Source organism: Pseudomonas sp. OVF7 (genome assembly GCF_030644265.1).
In the GTDB taxonomy this organism is placed as follows: Bacteria; Pseudomonadota; Gammaproteobacteria; order Pseudomonadales; family Pseudomonadaceae; genus Aquipseudomonas; species Aquipseudomonas gorinensis.
Map to the genome: position 1 here is coordinate 861526 of NZ_CP128996.1, position 18713 is coordinate 880238.

Consider the following 18713-nt stretch of genomic DNA (forward strand, 5'->3'; position numbering starts at 1 on the left):
TTGGAGTGCGTTCCTGATGTGGGAGGGGGCTTGCCCCCGATGAGGCCAGTGGCCTGGCCGAAAAAATCACTGGCAAAACCCCACAGGTCTATGCGCCACTAGCCCCCTTCCTTAATTGTGCGTAAAGGTCGTCGCCCATCGCCGACCTGTCTGGAGATTCCCGTTATGAGCGAGAGTGTGTTTGCCGATCGCATCGTGCAGAACTTGCTCGACACCGACTTCTACAAGCTGACCATGATGCAGGCGGTGCTGCACAACTACCCCAATGTGGAAGTTGAATGGGAGTTTCGTTGCCGTAACAGCGAAGACCTGCGCCCGTACCTGGCGGAGATCCGCTACCAGATCGAGCGCCTCGCCGAGCTGAGCCTGAGCCCGGACCAACTGGGTTTCCTGGAACGCATCAGCTTTATGAAGCCGGATTTTCTGCGCTTCCTCGGGCTGTTTCGTTTCAACCTGCGTTATGTGCAGACCGGTATCGAGAACGGCGAGCTGTTTATCCGCCTGCGCGGGCCGTGGCTGCATGTGATCCTGTTTGAAGTGCCGATGCTGGCCATCGTCAGCGAAGTGCGCAACCGCTACCGTTACCAGACCGTGATCCTCGAACAGGCCCGCGAGCAGCTGTACCGCAAGTTCGACTGGTTGACCGCCAACGCCAGCAGCGACGAACTGTCCGAGCTGCAAGTGGCCGACTTCGGCACGCGCCGACGCTTCTCGTACCGCGTGCAGGAAGAAGTGGTCAGCGTGCTCAAGCATGACTTCCCCGGCCGTTTTGTCGGCACCAGCAACGTGCACCTGGCGCGCGAGTTCGATATGAAGCCACTGGGCACCATGGCCCACGAATGGATCATGGCCCACCAGCAACTCGGCCCGCGCCTGATCGACAGCCAGATTGCCGCCCTCGACTGCTGGGTCCGCGAATACCGTGGCCTGCTCGGTATCGCGCTGACCGACTGCATCACCACTGACGCTTTTCTCAGCGATTTCGACTTGTACTTCGCCAAGCTGTTCGACGGCCTGCGCCACGACTCCGGCGACCCGGTGCAATGGGCAGAGAAAGCCATCGCCCACTACCACAAGCTGGGCATCGAGCCGATGAGCAAGACCCTGGTGTTTTCCGACAGCCTGTCGCTGCCCAAGGCCTTGGAGATATTCCGTGCGCTGCGGGGGCGCATTAATGTCAGCTTCGGTATCGGCACCAACCTGACCTGCGATATTCCAGGTGTGGAACCGATGAGCATCGTGCTTAAAATGACCGCGTGCAATGGCCAGCCCGTCGCGAAGATCTCCGATGAAGCGGGCAAGACCCACTGCACCGACCCGAATTTCGTCGCCTATTTGCGTCACGTTTTCAAAGTACCTGCCCTTTCCAGCAAGGAGTGAATCATGCAAGCCGTACAGCGTGAGATTGCACAGCAGCTCAAGGTCCAAGCGCCGTTCAAAGACCAGGCCGCCCTTGAGGCCGAGGTCGCCCGACGCGTGGCCTTTATCCAGGACTGCCTGCGCAATGCCGGGCTCAAGACATTGGTGCTGGGCATCAGCGGTGGCGTCGACTCCCTGACCGCTGGCCTGTTGGCCCAGCGTGCGATGCAGGAACTGCGTTCCAGCACGGGTGACGAGGCCTACCGTTTTATCGCCGTGCGCCTGCCCTACGAAACCCAGTTCGATGAAATCGACGCCCAGGCGGCGGTGGACTTTATCGAACCGGACGAACGCCACACCGTGAACATCGGCCCGGCGGTGAAATCCCTGGCCAATGAAGTGGCGGCGTTTGAAGGCAAGGCGGCGGTGTCCCGCGATTTCGTGCTCGGCAACACCAAGGCGCGCATGCGCATGGTGGCGCAGTACACCATCGCCGGCGCGGCCGGTGGCCTGGTGATCGGCACCGACCATGCGGCGGAAGCGGTGATGGGCTTTTTCACCAAGTTCGGCGATGGCGCCTGCGACCTGGCACCGTTGAGCGGGCTGGTGAAAAACCAGGTACGCGCGATCGCACGGCACTTTGGGGCGCCGGAGTCGTTGGTGGAGAAGGTGCCGACGGCGGACCTGGAAGACCTGTCGCCAGGCAAGCCAGACGAAGCGTCACATGGCGTGACTTACGCCGAGATCGATGCGTTCCTGCACGGGGAGCCGGTGCGGGAAGAGGCGTTCAGGATTATCTGCGATACGTACCGCAAGACTGAGCACAAGCGGGTGATGCCGTTTGCGCCGTGAGGTGAGCCAGAGAGCGTTGTATTGAGGGTCAGGCAGCCATCGGGGGCAAGCCCCCTCCCACACTTGATTTGTGAACACATTCAAATGTGGGAGGGGCTTGCCCCCGATGAACGATAACGCGGTCTTACTTGACGACCACAGTGCCTTTCATCATCGAGATGTGGCCTGGGAACGAGCAGAAGAACGCATAGTCAGTGCCCGCTTTCAGCTTGGACACATCGAAGCTCACCGAATCTTTCTCGCCAGCACCAATGACTTTGGTGTGGGCGATGATGCGTTCGTCGCCTTCTTTCAGGTAGTTTTTGTCGAGGCCGGCGGCCATGCCATCGGTCGCGACCGGCTGCATGTCGGCGGCGCTGGTCAGCACCCAGTTATGGCCCATGACGTTTTTCGGCAAGCTGCCGGAGTGAGTCAACTCTACGGTGAACGTCTTGCAGCTCTTGTCGATCGTGATTTCCTTGGTGTCGTAGGACATCTGATCGGTGGAGTCGACGGTGACCTTGCACTCTGCAGCAAGCAACTGGCCACTGGCCAGAGTCAGCAGGGAAACAGCAACGAGTTTGGCAAACATGTGGATCTCCAAGGCAGGGTTTAAAAAACGCGTAGTGCGACAAGGGTGCCTGAACCAGGCATAAAGGCTTATGACCTGAATCAACAAATTGTATACAACTTTAGGCTATCAGACCTATCGACACAATCAACCAGCCAAAGTGTCACACGCGCCCTATGATCGCCCCATCCCCCTTATGGAGCGCCAGCCATGCATCTCAATCAACTGTTCAATGGCCTGTTGGCCGCGTACGCCTGCGGTAAGTGAGGGCCAAGCGCGCCGCTAAGCTGCTACCATAGCGACCCAAGGCAGCTGCGCGCCGCCCACCCTCACCTTCGACCTTAGAGGATCGCCCATGGCCAAACCTAATTACTCCTTCGCCAAACGTCAGAGAGACTTGGCCAAGGAACAGAAGAAAGAGGAAAAGCTGCAACGTAAGAAAGCCGCTGTCGATGAAGAAGCGGGCGCACTGAATCCGGACGCGGAAAGCGAAGTGGCAGCAGACGAGACTGAAACGCCGAAAGACCCGGCTGAATAATTTCCGTTGCTGTGCGGGCTTGTTGTGGCGAGCGGGCTTGCCCCGCGTTGGGCTGCGCAGCAGCCCCAGAACCAGCCGCCGAGGAGTGCCTGATACTCCGCATTCCGATTGATTGGGGCTGCTTCGCAGCCCAACGCGGGGCAAGCCCGCTCGCCACAACTCGCTACAACAAGCCCGCTAATACCACAGCAGGCCCGCTTGCCAGACACGCCTGTATCGGCAAGCCGCCCGACTGCTGCCAGCCCATCATTCCAGCGGCATCACCGTCACCCGCACTTCCGGGTCATGGCTCCCTCCCCCCAGAATCACCCCCCGCAACGGCGACACATCGGAAAAATCCCGGCCCCAGGCCAGGGTGATGTGCTCCAGTGCCGGCTGCACATTGTTGGTCGGGTCAAAATCCACCCAGCCCGAAACCGGGCAATACACCGAAACCCACGCGTGGGACGCATCGGCGCCGATCAGCCGTGGCTGGCCGGGTGGCGGCTGGGTCAGCAGGTAGCCGCTGATGTAGCGCGCCGCCAGGCCCCGTGAGCGTAGGCAGGCGAGCATCAGGTGGGCGAAGTCCTGGCACACGCCGCGTCGGCGCTCCAGCACTTCCACCAGCGGCGTGGCGACCTGGGTCGCTTCGGCATCGAAAGTGAATTCATCGAAGATCTTTTCCATCAGCGCCTGCACGCCCAGTAGCAATGGCTGGCCCGGCGGAAAGCAGCTTTCGGAAAACTCGACGAAGGTTTTTTTCAAATGCACGTAGGGCGATTCGAAGCGATATCGGCAGGCTTCAATCAACTCCCCGGACAGCGGCTGGCTGCTGTAGGTCAAGCTGTCGCGGGTCTGGTCCCAGGCCGGCGACGCCTGGAAATCCAGCACCGGCCGCGCCAGCACTTCGACGGTCAGCGAGGCGTTCACCAGCAGTTCATCGTGGGGGCGCTCGAAGGCCAGGCGGGTGATCGGGTTGCCGAACACGTCCAACTCATCGCGCCGCGACGTCGGCTCCGGGCTGATGTCCAACTGCTGCGCGCTGCAACGCTGCCAGGCGCAGGGCCGGGGCCACAGGTGCGCCAGCTGCTGGGCCAGGGACACCGGGCTGTCGTAGTGGTAATGGGTATCGTGGAAAATCTGATAGCGCGCACTCATCACACCGACACCGTTTGCTGGCTGACATCATCTACATGGGCAAAATGGCGCAAGGCCATGCGATCCGACACTTGCCCACTCTCATCGGCCACCGCTTGCAGCAGGTCGGCCAGGCCATCCAGCGCGGCACGCACGCTGGGCTCGCCAAACAGCGGGTTCTCCAGGCAGCTCAGGTCGAACCGCGCGAGGCGCTCCACCAAGGGTGCCAGACCGGTTTCCCGGGGTACGCCGAAGTCGTCGTTGAGGCGACGCAAGGTGCGGCTGACCAGTTTCAGTTGGAACAGCACCGCATGGGGGTTCTGCTCGTCCAGCAGCAACAAGTCCAGCACCGGGATCAGCTGCGGCACCGCCAGGTAGCGGGAGCGATAGGTGATGCTGCTGTTGCCCAGTTCCAGCAACCATTCCAGCCCCGCCTGATCGAACACCGCCACGCCACGCAGGAACGCCGCCAGGCTGCTGCTAAGAAATTGCAGGCGCTCGATGCGCCGGCCCATCATCAAGAAACGCCAACCTTCGTCGCGGGTCATGTCGTCCAGGGCAAACCCGGACAGCGCCGCCAGGGACATCACCAGGCGGTTGAGGAAATCCAGCAACTCACCAAAGTCAGGGCTCTCGCTTTCCAGCTCCAGGGCTTCGCGCTGCAACTCCACCAGCGCCTGCCAGTTTTCCCGGGACAACTTGCCGCGCACCTGGGACGCCGCCCACTGCAAGCGTTGCAGGTTGGCGCGCAGGCTCGATGGCCAATCATCGCCGAGCAAGGCCGCTTGCAAACGCTCGGGCAGTTCGCCCTCTTCCGGCAGCAGGTGCAGGTTCTCACCCAACTCAACCGCCGCCCGCAGTGCCAGCGGATCGTCGCCGTCGACATAGCGCGCCAACACGATACGCAACCAGCGCGCGCTGTCATCGCAGCGCTCGCAATAGCGGCCGAACCAGAACAGGTTTTCCACCACTCGTGAGGGCAGGTACGGATCGCGGCGAACCAGGTCATGGGCACCAATGGCGCGTTGGGCGCGCCAATGTTCGCCACCAGCAGCGCGCTCACCGAGCACCCAGGTGTCCTTGCTCGCGCCACCGCGCTGCATCGAGACCACTTCGGCATCGGCCTCGGCAGCCACGCGGGTCAGGCCACCCGGCAGCACGCGGTAGCCGTCTTCGCTGGCGACGGCATACACACGCATGCCGATGGCGCGGTGTTGCAGGTGGTCATCCACGGTGTGCCATACCGGCGCCTGGGACAATTGCGCCAGCTCCTGGGCGACATACGCATAAGGCCTCGCGCGCATGCGTTCGGCCAGGGCCTGGCGTTGTTCGTCGTCCAGGTCGCGACCGAAAACCGGGGCAAAACTCTGCGATGGAAACGCCGGCTTGATCAGCAGCTCGGGCAGCTTCTCCAAGGCTTCGGCCAGCACGGGCGCCTCCCCGCACCACCACGTGGCGATGGACGGCAGGATCAGTTCTTCACCGAACAGAAATTCATTGATCTTCGGCAGGAAGCCAAGCAGACCCGGCGACTCCAGCACACCACTGCCCAAGGCATTGGCCACCAGTACATTGCCCTGACGCACGGCGTCGAGCAGGCCGGGCACGCCAAGGGCAGAGTCGGTGCGCAGCTCCAGCGGGTCGCAGAAATCGTCATCGAGACGACGCATGATCGCGTGTACCCGGCGCAGGCCGCTGAGGGTTTTGAGGAACACCGTGCTGTCGCGCACCGTGAGGTCGCCGCCTTCCACCAATGGGTAGCCCAGCTGGCGCGCCAGGTACAAGTGTTCAAAATAGCTTTCGTTGAACCGGCCTGGGGTGAGCAGCACGATCAGCGGCGGCTGGCTGTCACTCGGCGCCTGGCGCGCCAGGGTTTCCTGGAGCGTACGGAAGAAGCCCGTGAGGTGCTGCACCTGCAAGTCGCGGTACAGATCCGGGAAAGCGCGGGACACAATGGTGCGGTTTTCCAGCGCATAACCGGCACCCGAGGGTGCTTGCGTACGGTCGGCGGTGACCCACCAGCGGCCATCCGGGGTTCGCGCCAGGTCCACGGCATACAGGTGCAGGAACGCACCGTCGGGCGGCTGGATGCCCTGGCACGGCCACAGGAAGTTGTTATGCCCGAACACCAGCTCGGCCGGCAGCAGGCCTTCCTTGATCAGGCGTTGCGGGCCATACAGATCGGCCAGCACCGCATTGAGAAGACGTGCACGCTGGGCGATACCGGCCGACAAGTGCTGCCATTCATCAGCCGCCAGTACATGGGGCAGCAGGTCCAGCTCCCACGGGCGATCGGCACCCTTGGGGTCGGCGTAGACGTTGTAGGTCACGCCGTTTTCCTGGATCTGCCGGGTCAGCAGCGCCTGGCGCTGGGCCAACTGCGCGGGCGTACTACGTTGCAGGTGATCAAGCAGGCGCCGCCAATGGGCACGCACCGCGCCGCTGTCATCCAGGAGTTCGTGATAAGTGCCCGCAGTCAGCGGGTATTGGTCGAGCAAATCGGGCATGGAACGCTCGGCAGAGGCAAGGGGGCTCAGATTAACCTAACAAACACTGCAAATCCCTGTGGGAGGGGGCTTGCTCCCGATCGCGGTGGGTCAGTCAACCTAGGTATCGGCTGACTCACCACAATCGGGAGCAAGGTCCCCTCATATTTGGGTCGCATTCAGTCATTATTATTGGGGTGACGCCGCAGATCCAAGGTCATCGGGAATTCGTCATTGATCACAACACTCGGCACGGGGAGCTTTCCTGGTGTATGGCCGAGACGGAAGAACCGCGCCATGCGCCGGCTCTCCGCCTCATTGGCATTCACCGGCAAGCTGTCGTAGTTACGCCCGCCCGGATGCGCGACATGGTACTGGCAGCCGCCCAGCGAGCGCTGCATCCAGGTGTCGAGCAGGTCGAACACCAACGGCGCATGCACCGGGATGGTCGGTTGCAGGCAGTTGGCCGGTTGCCAGGCGCGGTAACGCACGCCGGCGACAAACTCACCCACCCGTCCGGTGGCTTGCAACGGCACCGGAATGCCATTGCAGGTCAGCAGGTAGCGTTGCGGCGCCAGCCCGGTCAGTTTGACCTGCAGGCGCTCAAGGGACGAGTCCACATAACGCACCGTGCCGCCCGCCGCGCCCTCTTCGCCCAGCACATGCCAGGGTTCCAAGGCCTGGCGCAGTTCCAGTTCGATCCCGCTGACGGCGTAATCGCCGACCTTGGGGAAGCGGAACTCCAGGTGCGCGGCGAACCATTCGGCCCGCAACGGGTAACCGGCGGCGTTCAACTCGACGATCACGTCGGCAAAATCCTGCTCGATAAAGTGCGGCAACAGGAAACGGTCATGCAACTCAGTGCCCCAGCGCGCCAGTTTCGGCGGCGCATAGGGTTCACGCCAGAAACGCGCCACCAAGGCCCGCAGCAGCAATTGCTGGGTCAGGCTCATGCGTGCGTGGGGCGGCATTTCAAAGGCGCGCAATTCCAGCAGGCCCAGGCGGCCAGTGGCACCGTCCGGCGAGTAGAGCTTGTCGATACAGAATTCGGCGCGGTGGGTGTTGCCCGTCACGTCGATCAACAGGTTGCGCAGCAGGCGGTCCACCAACCACGGCGGGCATTCTTCACCGGGCTGGGGCATTTGGGCGAAGGCGATTTCCAGCTCATACAGCGCATCGTTGCGCGCTTCATCCACCCGCGGTGCCTGGGAAGTCGGACCGATAAACAGGCCGGAAAACAGGTACGACAGCGAGGGGTGGTTATGCCAGTAGCTGATCAGGCTGCGTAGCAGGTCGGGCCGGCGCAGGAACGGCGAATCCTTGGGCGTCGCGCCGCCCAGTACAAAATGGTTGCCACCGCCGGTGCCGGTGTGGCGGCCGTCGATCATGAACTTCTCGGTGGTCAGGCGGGTTTGCCGCGCCTCCTCGTAGAGGAATTCGGTACGTTCCACCAGTTCGTCCCAAGTGGCGGACGGCTGCACGTTGACCTCAATCACACCCGGGTCCGGCGTGACGCGGAAGTTGCTCAGGCGCATATCGAACGGTGGCTCGTAGCCTTCCAGCAACACCGGACAATGCAGCTCTTCGGCGGTGGCTTCAATGGCGGCGACCAACTCCAGGTAGTCCTCGACCCGCTCCAATGGCGGCATGAACAGGTACAGGCGCCCTTCCCGCGCTTCGGCGCACAGAGCGGTGCGGGTCAGCCAGTCGGCAGACTCATCGATCTTCGGCACGCGCTCGTCGCTCGGCGCCGGTTCGCCATGGCTTTGCAGTTGGGCGCTGGTCGGCAACTCCGGCTGATCCTGGTTCGGGTCAGTCGGGTGCACGAACGGATACTCCGCCGCCGTCACCCACGGCTGCGAGGCCAACGGCAGGCGATAGCCCAACGGCGAATCCCCCGGTACCAGGCGGCAATGGTTATCGCGCAGGTACCAGCGCCCGCTCTGCCAGCGGTCATTGGCCGCCGTGCGCGCCAGCGGCAGCACTTGGCCGATGACTTTATCCAGGCCCTGGCTGAACACCTTGCGCAGGCGTTCGCGCTCCAGGTCGTCGCTCAGGCGCGGGTCCTGGGCGGTGACGTTTTGCGGCAACGCACCTTCGCGCCACAGGTAGTAGAAGTTGTCTTCATAGGCCGGGAACACAAAGCGTGCCGGCAGCTTGAGGCGTTCGGCGACACTGGCGAGGAAGCGCCCAGCCAATGCGCCATCGGCGCCGTAGTCCTGTTGTTCGTCGGCAATCAGCGCGCTGTTGTGCCAGATGGGCACGCCGTCACGGCGCCAATAGCAGTTCAGCGACCAGCGCGGCAATTGCTCGCCGGGGTACCACTTGCCCTGGCCGAAGTGCACCAGCCCCTTGGGTGCGTAGTGCTTGCGCATGCGCTGGAACAGTTCGGCGGACAAGCGACGCTTGTCCGGCCCGAGAGCCGCGGTGTTCCACTCGGCGCCATCAGGATCGTCGATAGAAACGAAGGTCGGCTCGCCGCCCATGGTCAGGCGCACATCATCCTTGAGCAGGTCGCCATCGATCTGCCGGCCCAAGGCCTGGATCGCCAGCCATTGCTCTTCGGTGTAGGGCTTGGTCACCCGCGGCGCTTCCCAGATGCGCTCCACCGACATTTCATGGGTGAATTCGCACTCGCAGGGTTCCACCAGCCCGCTGATCGGCGCAGCAGACGATGGATCAGGACTACAGGCCAATGGGATATGCCCTTCACCGGCGAACAACCCGGAGGTGGCATCCAGGCCGATCCAGCCGGCACCGGGCAAATACACTTCGCACCAGGCGTGCAGGTCGGTGAAGTCGACTTCGGTGCCGGAGGGGCCGTCGAGGGCTTTGACGTCGGCGGTCAGCTGGATCAGATAACCGGACACAAACCGCGCCGCCAAACCGAGGTTGCGCAACAGTTGCACCAGCAGCCAGGCCGAATCACGGCAGGAGCCGGAAGCATTTTCCAGGGTGAATTCCGGGGTTTGCACACCCGGTTCCATGCGGATCAGGTAGCCGATGTCGGCGGCCAGGCGCTGGTTGAGGCCCACCAGGAAATCAACGGCCGGCAACGGCGTGCGGTCGATACCCGCCAAGTAGGCGGCAAACTTCGGCGTCAGCGGCAAGGTTTCCAGGTACGGCGCCAGCTCACGCTGCTCATCGGCGGCGTAGCTGAAGGGGATTTTTTCGGCGTAGGGCTCAAGGAAAAAGTCGAACGGGTTGAACACCGCCATCTCGGCGACCAGGTCGACTTCGATGCGCAGTTCATCGGTTTTTTCCGGGAACACCAGGCGCGCCAGGTAATTGCCCTGGGGGTCCTGCTGCCAATTGATGAAATGCTGCTCGGGCAGCACTTTGAGAGCGTAGGACAAAATCCGCGTGCGGCTATGGGCAGCCGGGCGCAGACGCACGATCTGTGGGCCGAGTTCGACCGCGCGGTCGTAGCGGTAATGCGTAACATGGTGCAACGCGACATGAATCGACACGGCGGCCTCCTGCGAGCCAGGGCATGGACACAACGCGCGCAAGACTTATGCCAGAGCGGCGGTCATTGCGCTTTATCGTAAGACCCGGTGCAGTACAGCACCAAAACGGCGCCAACGTGTGCGCCCTGGTGCGAGGGTTGCACATATTTGTGGCGCCCGTGTGAGGAGGGGTGGTGAATCTACCCAGTCAGCGAGCCTTGTGCTTGGCGATCACGGCTTCTTTAAGGCGGCGAATTTCCAGCAGCTTTTGGCGCATTTCGCGGTGGCGCTTGCTGTTGAGCAACAGCAAGCCCAGCAACGGAAACAGCACCAGGATCGCGCCTACTGAATAGTTGGCCTTGAGCGCGGGATCAAGACCGCGCAAATAGGTCACGCCAGCCATGGAAAACGAGGCTGAGCCGGAGAAGATCGCCATGAAAATCGTCCCCATGAAGACCGGGAAATAGCGCGCGAGGAAACCGTTTATCGAAGGCGGCGCCTTCACATGCGACTACTCGATCTGACGGTTGATTTAACCGCCTGCCGAATGCGACGGATTCCCACGAGTTTCGTGCGCATCTCTCGTTGAACCTTGCTGTTAAGTGTCAATAATCCAAGCAATGGGAATAACAGCGCCAACCCATAAAGGACTTTGTGAGGCTGGAATTGAACCATCGGAACTACAAACAGTAGACAGGCGACATAGATACCGACCATTACCCACACCCAGGAGGGTCGCCCCCGCAAAATCATAAAGTTGCTATGGACCGTCAACAGAATGAGCAGCGCCCCGGCAGACATGATCTTGAGCCCCACTTGAGCCATCGGCGCATCACGAAAATAGGTGATGAACGCCAGCGCCACAGCCAACGCCAAAGAAAAACACGCAGCAAATACGCCGCCCATAAACGTCAGAAAGTATTGTCTGAAAAAGTCGCGTAGCGTCATCAATTCGCTCATTCGCTTACCTCCTCGTACAGTCCAATCGCGATGGTGTTGACGTTTCCGGAGTAGGCACTCCCGCCAAACCCAACGCTTGCGCCCAGGACGTCTTTGATCTGGGTAGTGGTGCTGTGCTTGAGCTGCGTAGGGGTGAAACGCTTGGTGAGTTCGCCCGACGCCTGCCTCAACTTGATCATCTTCGCGGTCAAGCTGGGATGGTTGATGCTCAGCAGCTCTTTCGTCAGCTTGGCTCTTTCCTGGCGATTCAAACCGCGAAGCACATCACGCAGGCTCTTGCCCGTCGATGCTTTGGCGGCCCTGACCAGCTTGACCGTCGTCAGGGCCGAAGCGCCCACGCCTGCCAGTGATACGGCGTCCAGCACGATGGACGCATTCTGGTACCAGCCTTCACTGTCGAGCGAATCCTTGACCTCAGGTTTGGCGACTTCCAGCGCTGTTCGGGCAATGCCGTTGAAACACTGAAGCGTACTTGCGCCGGCAGCCGCATACCCCACTACAACGATGACGGAACTGGCTCCAGCGCTGAAAGGCACCAGAATTGTTCCACTGGCGATCGCAGCCCAACTGATGACCGCCCCCAAGCAGGAGATTCCGGTATTCACGGCTTCGCCAATCAGTCGCGATTCTCGAGGATTGCTCACGACATGTTGAGCAAACTGTGTTGGCGCAATGTACTTCTGCGCTTCACGCAAAATGATGCGCTTGGGCTTGATGCTGCAGATGGGCTTGAATTCGCGCAGGGTAATGACATTGAAGTCAGCGTCGACATACACCACCCCCGCGCCGACGATACCGGGGTCGGCGTCGATGGCGGCGAACAGGCGCTGCAGGTTGATCTGGCTTTCGATGCGCTGGCGCGCCATGAACTGGGAGCGGTTGGAGTCCATGCCGATGCCGAGCAGGGGGTTGCCCATGGGGGTGTTCTTCCTTGAAGAGGTGGTAACTGGAGTGACGCTATCGGGTGCAAGCCCCCTCCCACACTTGATGTGTGAATACATTCAAAATGTGGGAGGGAGCTTGCCCCCGATAGCGATTTAATGGCCGCCACCTTAACAAACAGACTCCCCACCGCCTAGAAAGCAAAACGCCAGCACGAGGCTGGCGTTTTGCATATTCACGCGGCGATCAACGCGGCACGACCGGCTTGCGGGCTGGCTTGCCGCCCTTGCCCTTGGCCGCATCAGCGCGCTCCTTGGCCGCCTGCTTGTTGCGCGCCATGGCCGCGGCCTTGGCTTGCTCGCGCTTGTCCCACGGGTTGCTGCCGTCACTGCCACGGGGTGGCAGGCCGGTGTGTTGGGTGAGGATCCGGGTGGTGGTTTCCTTGGCGACCTTATGGCTGCCGGCCGGCGTCGAGTTCTTGCGACGCGCGCTCTGGTAGCTGTCGGTGGCGGGCTGGTGCAAGGGGATCAATTGATCCTTGCCCGGCCCGATCAAGTCGGCGCGGCCCATGCGGGTCAGCGCTTCACGCAGCATCGGCCAACCTTTCGGGTCGTGGTAACGCAGGAACGCCTTGTGCAGGCGGCGCTGTTCTTCGCTCTTGACGATGGTCACCGCGTCACTCTTGTAGGTGACCTTGCGCAGCGGGTTCTTGCCCGAGTGATACATCGCGGTGGCGGTGGCCATCGGCGACGGATAGAACGCCTGCACCTGGTCGGCGCGGAAGCCGTTGCCCTTGAGCCACAGGGCGAGGTTCATCATGTCTTCATCGGTGGTGCCGGGGTGGGCCGCGATAAAGTACGGAATCAGGTACTGCTCCTTGCCCGCTTCCTTGGTGTACTTCTCGAACATGCGCTTGAACTTGTCATAGCTGCCAATGCCCGGCTTCATCATCTGGTTGAGCGGACCTTCCTCGGTGTGTTCCGGGGCGATCTTCAGGTAGCCACCGACGTGGTGGGTGACCAGCTCTTTGACGTATTCCGGCGACTCGACCGCGAGGTCGTAGCGCAGGCCGGAAGCGATCAGGATCTTCTTCACACCCGGCAATGCCCGGGCGCTGCGATACAGCTGAATCAGCGACGAGTGGTCGGTGTTCAGGTTCGGGCAGATGCCGGGGAACACGCACGACGGCTTGCGGCACGCGGATTCGATTTCCGGGCTCTTGCAGGCAATGCGGTACATGTTGGCGGTCGGGCCGCCGAGGTCGGAGATCACCCCGGTGAAACCCGGGACCTTGTCACGGATCTCCTCGATCTCGCGAATAATCGACTCTTCAGAACGGTTCTGGATGATCCGGCCTTCGTGCTCGGTGATCGAGCAGAAGGTGCAGCCGCCGAAGCAGCCACGCATGATGTTCACCGAGAAACGGATCATGTCGTAGGCCGGGATTTTTTCCTTGCCATACGCCGGGTGCGGGACACGCGCGTATGGCATGCCAAACACGTAGTCCATTTCTTCGGTGGTCATCGGGATGGGCGGCGGGTTGAACCACACGTCCACTTCACCGTGCTTCTGCACCAGGGCGCGGGCGTTGCCTGGGTTGGTTTCCAGGTGCAGCACGCGGTTGGCGTGGGCATAGAGCACGGCGTCGCCACGGACCTTTTCCACCGATGGCAGGCGGATCACGGTCTTGTCGCGGGTCATGCGCGGGCTGGCCAGGATCTGCACGACCTTGGCTTCCTGCGGATCATCAACGGGCCCCTTTTCCTGCTCGATGGCGCAGGCCTGGGTGTCCTGGGTATTCACGTACGGGTTGATGATCTTGTCGACCTTGCCCGGACGGTCGATACGGGTGGAGTCCACTTCGTACCAGCCGGCTGGCGTGTCGCGACGGATGAACGCGGTGCCGCGCACGTCGGTGATGTCTTCGATCTTGTGGCCCCACGACAGGCGCTGGGCAACCTCGACGATGGCCCGCTCGGCGTTGCCGTACAGCAGGATGTCGGCGGTGGCGTCGATCAGGATCGAGTTGCGCACCCGGTCCTGCCAGTAGTCGTAGTGGGCAATGCGGCGCAAGGAGGCTTCGATGCCGCCAAGTACGATCGGTACGTTCTTGTAGGCTTCCTTGCAACGCTGGCTGTACACCAGGCTGGCGCGATCCGGGCGTTTGCCGGCCATGCCGCCAGGGGTGTAGGCGTCGTCGGAGCGGATTTTCTTGTCGGCGGTGTAGCGGTTGATCATCGAGTCCATGTTGCCGGCCGCGACGCCGAAGAACAGGTTCGGCTCGCCGAGCTTCATAAAGTCGTCTTTGGACTGCCAGTTCGGCTGCGCGATGATCCCGACGCGGAAGCCCTGGGACTCCAGCAGCCGGCCGATGATGGCCATGCCAAACGACGGGTGGTCCACGTACGCATCACCGGTGACGATGATGATGTCACACGAATCCCAGCCAAGCTGATCCATCTCCTCCCTGCTCATCGGCAGGAATGGCGCAGGACCGAAACATTCGGCCCAGTACTTGGGATAGTCAAATAACGGCTTGGCTGTTTGCATGACGGTGACCGGTGTTGAGATGAAAAATCGCGGGCGCGGAATATAGCACAAATTTTGACCAATTCCGACGGTAATGGTCGGAATTGAACGCGAGGGTTATTCGTCGTCGTCGAAGTTGTAGCTACCCGGCGCAAGGTTCTCGAAACGGGTGTACTTACCAATGAATGCCAGGCGGATAAAACCAATCGGCCCGTTCCGCTGCTTGCCGATAATGATCTCGGCAATCCCCTTGTGCTCGGTCTCGGGGTGATACACCTCGTCGCGGTATACGAACATGATCACGTCAGCATCCTGCTCGATCGCTCCGGATTCCCGCAAGTCGGAGTTTACCGGGCGCTTGTTGGGACGTTGTTCCAAGGAACGGTTGAGCTGGGACAACGCCACCACCGGGCAGTTGAATTCCTTGGCCAGGGCTTTCAAGGACCGGGAGATTTCGGAAATCTCGTTGGTCCGGTTGTCACCGCTGGAGCCCGGGATCTGCATCAGTTGCAGGTAGTCGATCATGATCAGGGCGATATCGCCATGTTCACGCACCAGGCGACGGGTCCGTGCACGCATCTCGGACGGGCTGATACCCGCGGTGTCATCGATGAACAGCTTGCGATCGTTGAGCAGGTTGACCGCAGAGGTCAACCTTGGCCAATCGTCATCTTCCAGGCGACCGGCACGCACCTTGGTCTGGTCAATACGGCCCAAGGACGAGAGCATCCGCATGATCAGCGATTCACCTGGCATCTCCAGGGAATACACCAGCACCGTCTTGTCACTGCGCAACACGGCGTTTTCCACCAGGTTCATCGCAAAGGTGGTCTTACCCATGGATGGACGCCCGGCGACGATGATCAAGTCGGCCGGTTGCAGACCGCTGGTCTTCTCATCGAGGTCGGTGTAGCCGGTGGAAATACCCGTGATGGAGTTGTCGGTGTTGAACAGCGTATCGATACGATCGATCGCTTTGGTCAGCAGGTCGTTGACGCTGACCGGCCCGCCGGTTTTAGGGCGGGCTTCGGCGATCTGGAAGATCTGTCGTTCGGCTTCGTCGAGGATCTCGGCGGCGGTGCGGCCTTCAGGGTTGAAGGCGCTGTCGGCGATTTCAGTACTGATGCCGATCAACTGGCGCAGGGTGGCGCGCTCACGGACGATCTGGGCATAGGCCTTGATGTTGGCGACGGATGGCGTGTTTTTCGCCAGCTCACCGAGGTAACCGAGGCCGCCGACCTGGGAGGTCTGGCCTTCCTTGTCCAGTTGCTCGGCCAGGGTCACCACGTCGATCGGCGAGTTCTGGTCGGCCAGCTTGGCAATGGCGCGGAAGATCAGGCGGTGGTCATGACGATAGAAATCACCGTCCGAGACTTGATCCAGCACGCGCTCCCAGGCGTTGTTATCCAGCATCAAGCCACCGAGCACGGCCTGTTCGGCCTCGATGGAATGCGGCGGCACCTTCAGGGCAGCGGTTTGCAGATCGTATTGCTCAGGAGCTGAAATATCGTTCATGGCCACTTGGAATTAGGGGTGTGTAGAAAAACAAAAGGCACGACCTGTAAACAGGATCGTGCCCGATGTTAACTGGCTGACACGCGAGGTGCCAGTCAGTTAGGTACTGCTTAAGCTGCTACCACGACAACGCGTACGGTGGCTTCAACTTCGGCGTGCAGGTGCACGGCTACGTCGAATTCACCTACGTTACGGATAGTGCCGTTCGGCAGACGAACTTCGCTTTTCGCAACTTCAACGCCGGAGGCGGTCAGTGCATCAGCGATGTCGTGGGTGCCGATCGAACCGAACAGCTTGCCTTCGTCACCGGCGGTGGCAGTGATAGTCACTTCCAGCTCAGCCAGTTGGGCAGCGCGAGTTTCGGCCGAAGCTTTTTTGTCTGCTGCTGCTTTTTCCAGCTCAGCACGACGCTCTTCAAACGCAGCCAGGTTGGCAGCGGTTGCAGCGGTGGCTTTGCCGTATGGCAGCAGGTAGTTACGACCGTAGCCGGCCTTAACGTTCACTTTGTCGCCCAGGTTGCCCAGGTTGGCGACTTTTTCCAGAAGGATCAGTTGCATGTGAAAATCCTCTAACTTTTAACCTTCACCGTTCGCGTTATCGGCGTCTTTCGGCGCCAGACGACCGCGAAAATCAATCAGGCCGTCGACAATGGCCAAAACCACGAGTAACGGATAGATCAGTTGCATGAACAGCATCAGCGTGACGTACAACCCCACCAGCCAGAACCTGGCCAGGCGCTTCTGCGCCACCAGCCCATGAATCAGGGCCAGCCCGGAAAACACCAGCGGTACGCTGCAAAACAGCAATAACAAGGCAGCTTGTGGACCGAAGTTCGGCCCCACCACCATGCCTGCCAGCAACAACATCGCCGGGCCCGCGGGAATCCTGATACTGCGAAATTCGCGACCAAAACCACCCGGGTTGTACAACAACGCCTGCCAGTAACGCCCAAGCATCAGGCTCAGCACACTGACAATCTGCAACACTACCGCCATCAGGCCGATCAGGGCCGGTGCTATCAGCGCCGCAAGGCGCGCTCGCTCATCTACCGATAACTGCTGGTAGAGATCCCCGAGAGCCAGCGGCAGGACCTTGACGATCTCTTGCGCCAGCGCCTCGATTTGCGGGTGGAAAGCCGCGCCGAGCAACACTGAAAACACCAACCCCAATGCCACGCTGACCAGCAGCGTGCGGACCCAGGACTCACTTGCGCGTAAAACCAACGCAAGGCTCGACGACCCCAACAGCACCATAAGCACCTTGGGTTCGCCCAATTGCAGCCACCAGATCAAGGCGGCCAGCAATCCCAGGGCCAGGACACCCACGGCGTCCTGCAAACCGCGCCGCAGGAGCACAAGGCATCCCGCGGCAGCACCCAACCAATACAACAACGGCAATGCTGCACATCCAGCCACTACCAGAGTGGCCTGCACACGACCGCGCATGATGAACTCAGCTAAGGCGCGCATGCATTCAATCCCTTACTACTTGTCGACTGCCCGGTCTCAGCGGCCGTGGCTGTCGGTGTAGGCCAGCAGGGCCAGGAAGCGGGCGCGCTTGATAGCGGTGGCCAGCTGACGCTGATAACGTGCTTTGGTACCGGTGATACGGCTTGGAACGATTTTGCCGGTCTCGGATACGTAGGCTTTCAGAGTGTTGAGATCTTTGTAATCGATCTCTTTCACGTCTTCAGCGGTGAAACGGCAGAATTTACGACGACGGAAGAAACGTGCCATTTGATAGGCTCCTTAAAAGGTCCGTGGATTACTCGTCAGCGTTATCGCTGTTGTCACTGTCATCAGCGCTATCATCAGCGCCTTCTTCAGGACGGTCGCGACGCTCACGGCGCTCACTGCGGTTTTCTTCAGCCTTGAGCATCTCGGATTGGCCGGTAACGGCTTCTTCGCGACGGATGACCAGGTTACGGATCACTGCATCGTTGTAGCGGAAGTTGTCTTCCAGCTCGGCCAGGGCCTTGCCAGTGCACTCAACGTTCAGCATCACGTAGTGAGCCTTGTGAACATTGTTGATTGCGTAGGCCAGTTGACGACGACCCCAATCTTCCAGACGGTGGATTTTGCCGCCGTCTTCTTCGATCAGCTTGGTGTAACGCTCAACCATGCCGCCGACTTGCTCGCTTTGATCCGGGTGGACCAAAAAGATGATTTCGTAATGACGCATGAATGCTCCTTACGGGTTGTAGCCTGCCGCTCAAAAACGGTCAGACAAGGAGTGAATGACACTTATGGATCTTGCCGCAGGGAGGCACATCGGTGCCTGCCAGGAAGGCAAGGGGCGCAATTGTAGAGAAGGGGGAGAATGGGCGCAAGGCAATTGGTGATTATTTGAACAACCTTCCAAACACCACACAGCAAATGTGGGAGGGGGCTTGCCCCCGATTGCGGTGGGCCAGCCACATCATCTGTAACTGATCTACCGCTATCGGGGGCAAGCCCCCTCCCACATTTTGCATCTAT

General features: G+C 60.9%; 16 protein-coding genes. 3 read left to right on the plus strand and 13 right to left on the minus strand.

Features of this window, described 5'->3' with window-relative positions; all coding sequences use genetic code 11:
• Positions 1 to 165 precede the first annotated feature (165 nt).
• Together pncB and nadE are read left to right on the plus strand one after the other, a co-directional pair.
• Positions 166 to 1380 (plus strand): nicotinate phosphoribosyltransferase, encoded by a 1215-nt coding sequence (pncB, locus tag QU606_RS03900; protein WP_024073104.1) that lies wholly within the window; start codon positions 166 to 168, stop codon positions 1378 to 1380.
• 3 nt (positions 1381 to 1383) lie between these two features.
• Positions 1384 to 2211: an ammonia-dependent NAD(+) synthetase gene (gene nadE / locus QU606_RS03905; RefSeq protein ID WP_024073103.1), complete on the plus strand. Its 828-nt coding sequence runs from the start codon at positions 1384 to 1386 to the stop codon at positions 2209 to 2211.
• 124 nt (positions 2212 to 2335) lie between these two features.
• On the opposite strand, the gene azu is transcribed toward nadE, so the two are convergent.
• Entirely contained in the window at positions 2336 to 2782 is a 447-nt protein-coding gene (gene azu, locus QU606_RS03910; RefSeq protein WP_069075154.1) for an azurin, read from the minus strand.
• Positions 2783 to 3116: 334 nt separating this feature from the next.
• On the opposite strand from azu, the gene QU606_RS03915 reads away from it, so the two are divergent.
• Positions 3117 to 3299, plus strand: coding sequence for a hypothetical protein (locus tag QU606_RS03915; protein ID WP_024073099.1), 183 nt, complete (start codon positions 3117 to 3119; stop codon positions 3297 to 3299).
• A 246-nt stretch (positions 3300 to 3545) separates the two neighbouring features.
• Here QU606_RS03915 and QU606_RS03920 read toward each other — a convergent pair whose 3' ends face one another.
• The 12 genes from QU606_RS03920 to rpsF form a co-directional block, all read right to left on the minus strand.
• The gene (locus tag QU606_RS03920; RefSeq protein ID WP_024073098.1) at positions 3546 to 4436 is read right to left on the minus strand and encodes a transglutaminase family protein; all 891 of its coding nucleotides are present in this window, start codon (positions 4434 to 4436) and stop codon (positions 3546 to 3548) included.
• On the minus strand, positions 4436 to 6922 hold the full coding sequence (locus QU606_RS03925) for a circularly permuted type 2 ATP-grasp protein (protein WP_024073097.1): 2487 nt from the start codon (positions 6920 to 6922) through the stop codon (positions 4436 to 4438). The genes QU606_RS03920 and QU606_RS03925 overlap by 1 nt, the downstream gene beginning before the upstream one ends.
• 158 nt (positions 6923 to 7080) lie before the next feature.
• Positions 7081 to 10371, minus strand: coding sequence for a DUF2126 domain-containing protein (locus QU606_RS03930; RefSeq protein WP_024073096.1), 3291 nt, complete (start codon positions 10369 to 10371; stop codon positions 7081 to 7083).
• 187 nt (positions 10372 to 10558) lie between these two features.
• A complete protein-coding gene (locus QU606_RS03935; protein WP_024073095.1) occupies positions 10559 to 10855 on the minus strand; it encodes a hypothetical protein in 297 nt (98 codons plus the stop codon).
• Positions 10852 to 11310: a hypothetical protein gene (locus QU606_RS03940; protein WP_024073094.1), complete on the minus strand. Its 459-nt coding sequence runs from the start codon at positions 11308 to 11310 to the stop codon at positions 10852 to 10854. Before QU606_RS03940 ends, QU606_RS03935 begins: the two co-directional genes overlap by 4 nt.
• Positions 11307 to 12227: a hypothetical protein gene (locus QU606_RS03945; protein ID WP_024073093.1), complete on the minus strand. Its 921-nt coding sequence runs from the start codon at positions 12225 to 12227 to the stop codon at positions 11307 to 11309. The genes QU606_RS03940 and QU606_RS03945 overlap by 4 nt, the downstream gene beginning before the upstream one ends.
• A 211-nt stretch (positions 12228 to 12438) precedes the next feature.
• Positions 12439 to 14742: a YgiQ family radical SAM protein gene (locus QU606_RS03950; protein WP_024073092.1), complete on the minus strand. Its 2304-nt coding sequence runs from the start codon at positions 14740 to 14742 to the stop codon at positions 12439 to 12441.
• A 96-nt stretch (positions 14743 to 14838) separates the two neighbouring features.
• Positions 14839 to 16236 (minus strand): replicative DNA helicase, encoded by a 1398-nt coding sequence (dnaB, locus tag QU606_RS03955; protein WP_024073091.1) that lies wholly within the window; start codon positions 16234 to 16236, stop codon positions 14839 to 14841.
• A gap of 110 nt (positions 16237 to 16346) precedes the next feature.
• A complete protein-coding gene (gene rplI, locus QU606_RS03960; RefSeq protein WP_010563337.1) occupies positions 16347 to 16793 on the minus strand; it encodes a 50S ribosomal protein L9 in 447 nt (148 codons plus the stop codon).
• An 18-nt stretch (positions 16794 to 16811) separates the two neighbouring features.
• A complete protein-coding gene (locus tag QU606_RS03965) occupies positions 16812 to 17705 on the minus strand; it encodes a hypothetical protein (RefSeq protein WP_024073090.1) in 894 nt (297 codons plus the stop codon).
• A gap of 36 nt (positions 17706 to 17741) precedes the next feature.
• Positions 17742 to 17972, minus strand: coding sequence for a 30S ribosomal protein S18 (rpsR, locus tag QU606_RS03970; RefSeq protein WP_002551829.1), 231 nt, complete (start codon positions 17970 to 17972; stop codon positions 17742 to 17744).
• A gap of 28 nt (positions 17973 to 18000) precedes the next feature.
• On the minus strand, positions 18001 to 18417 hold the full coding sequence (gene rpsF / locus QU606_RS03975; RefSeq protein ID WP_005784250.1) for a 30S ribosomal protein S6: 417 nt from the start codon (positions 18415 to 18417) through the stop codon (positions 18001 to 18003).
• Positions 18418 to 18713: the final 296 nt, after the last annotated feature.

Excerpts from the sequence above, each read along its gene's own strand:
- pncB (WP_024073104.1), top strand. The coding sequence starts at position 166 with ATGAGCGAGAGTGTGTTTGCCGATCGCATCGTGCAGAACTTGCTCGAC.
- nadE (WP_024073103.1), top strand. The coding sequence starts at position 1,384 with ATGCAAGCCGTACAGCGTGAGATTGCACAGCAGCTCAAGGTCCAAGCG.
- azu (WP_069075154.1), bottom strand. The coding sequence starts at position 2,782 with ATGTTTGCCAAACTCGTTGCTGTTTCCCTGCTGACTCTGGCCAGTGGC.
- QU606_RS03915 (WP_024073099.1), top strand. The coding sequence starts at position 3,117 with ATGGCCAAACCTAATTACTCCTTCGCCAAACGTCAGAGAGACTTGGCC.
- QU606_RS03920 (WP_024073098.1), bottom strand. The coding sequence starts at position 4,436 with ATGAGTGCGCGCTATCAGATTTTCCACGATACCCATTACCACTACGAC.
- QU606_RS03925 (WP_024073097.1), bottom strand. The coding sequence starts at position 6,922 with ATGCCCGATTTGCTCGACCAATACCCGCTGACTGCGGGCACTTATCAC.
- QU606_RS03940 (WP_024073094.1), bottom strand. The coding sequence starts at position 11,310 with ATGAGCGAATTGATGACGCTACGCGACTTTTTCAGACAATACTTTCTG.
- QU606_RS03945 (WP_024073093.1), bottom strand. The coding sequence starts at position 12,227 with ATGGGCAACCCCCTGCTCGGCATCGGCATGGACTCCAACCGCTCCCAG.
- QU606_RS03950 (WP_024073092.1), bottom strand. The coding sequence starts at position 14,742 with ATGCAAACAGCCAAGCCGTTATTTGACTATCCCAAGTACTGGGCCGAA.
- dnaB (WP_024073091.1), bottom strand. The coding sequence starts at position 16,236 with ATGAACGATATTTCAGCTCCTGAGCAATACGATCTGCAAACCGCTGCC.
- rplI (WP_010563337.1), bottom strand. The coding sequence starts at position 16,793 with ATGCAACTGATCCTTCTGGAAAAAGTCGCCAACCTGGGCAACCTGGGC.
- QU606_RS03965 (WP_024073090.1), bottom strand. The coding sequence starts at position 17,705 with ATGCGCGCCTTAGCTGAGTTCATCATGCGCGGTCGTGTGCAGGCCACT.
- rpsR (WP_002551829.1), bottom strand. The coding sequence starts at position 17,972 with ATGGCACGTTTCTTCCGTCGTCGTAAATTCTGCCGTTTCACCGCTGAA.
- rpsF (WP_005784250.1), bottom strand. The coding sequence starts at position 18,417 with ATGCGTCATTACGAAATCATCTTTTTGGTCCACCCGGATCAAAGCGAG.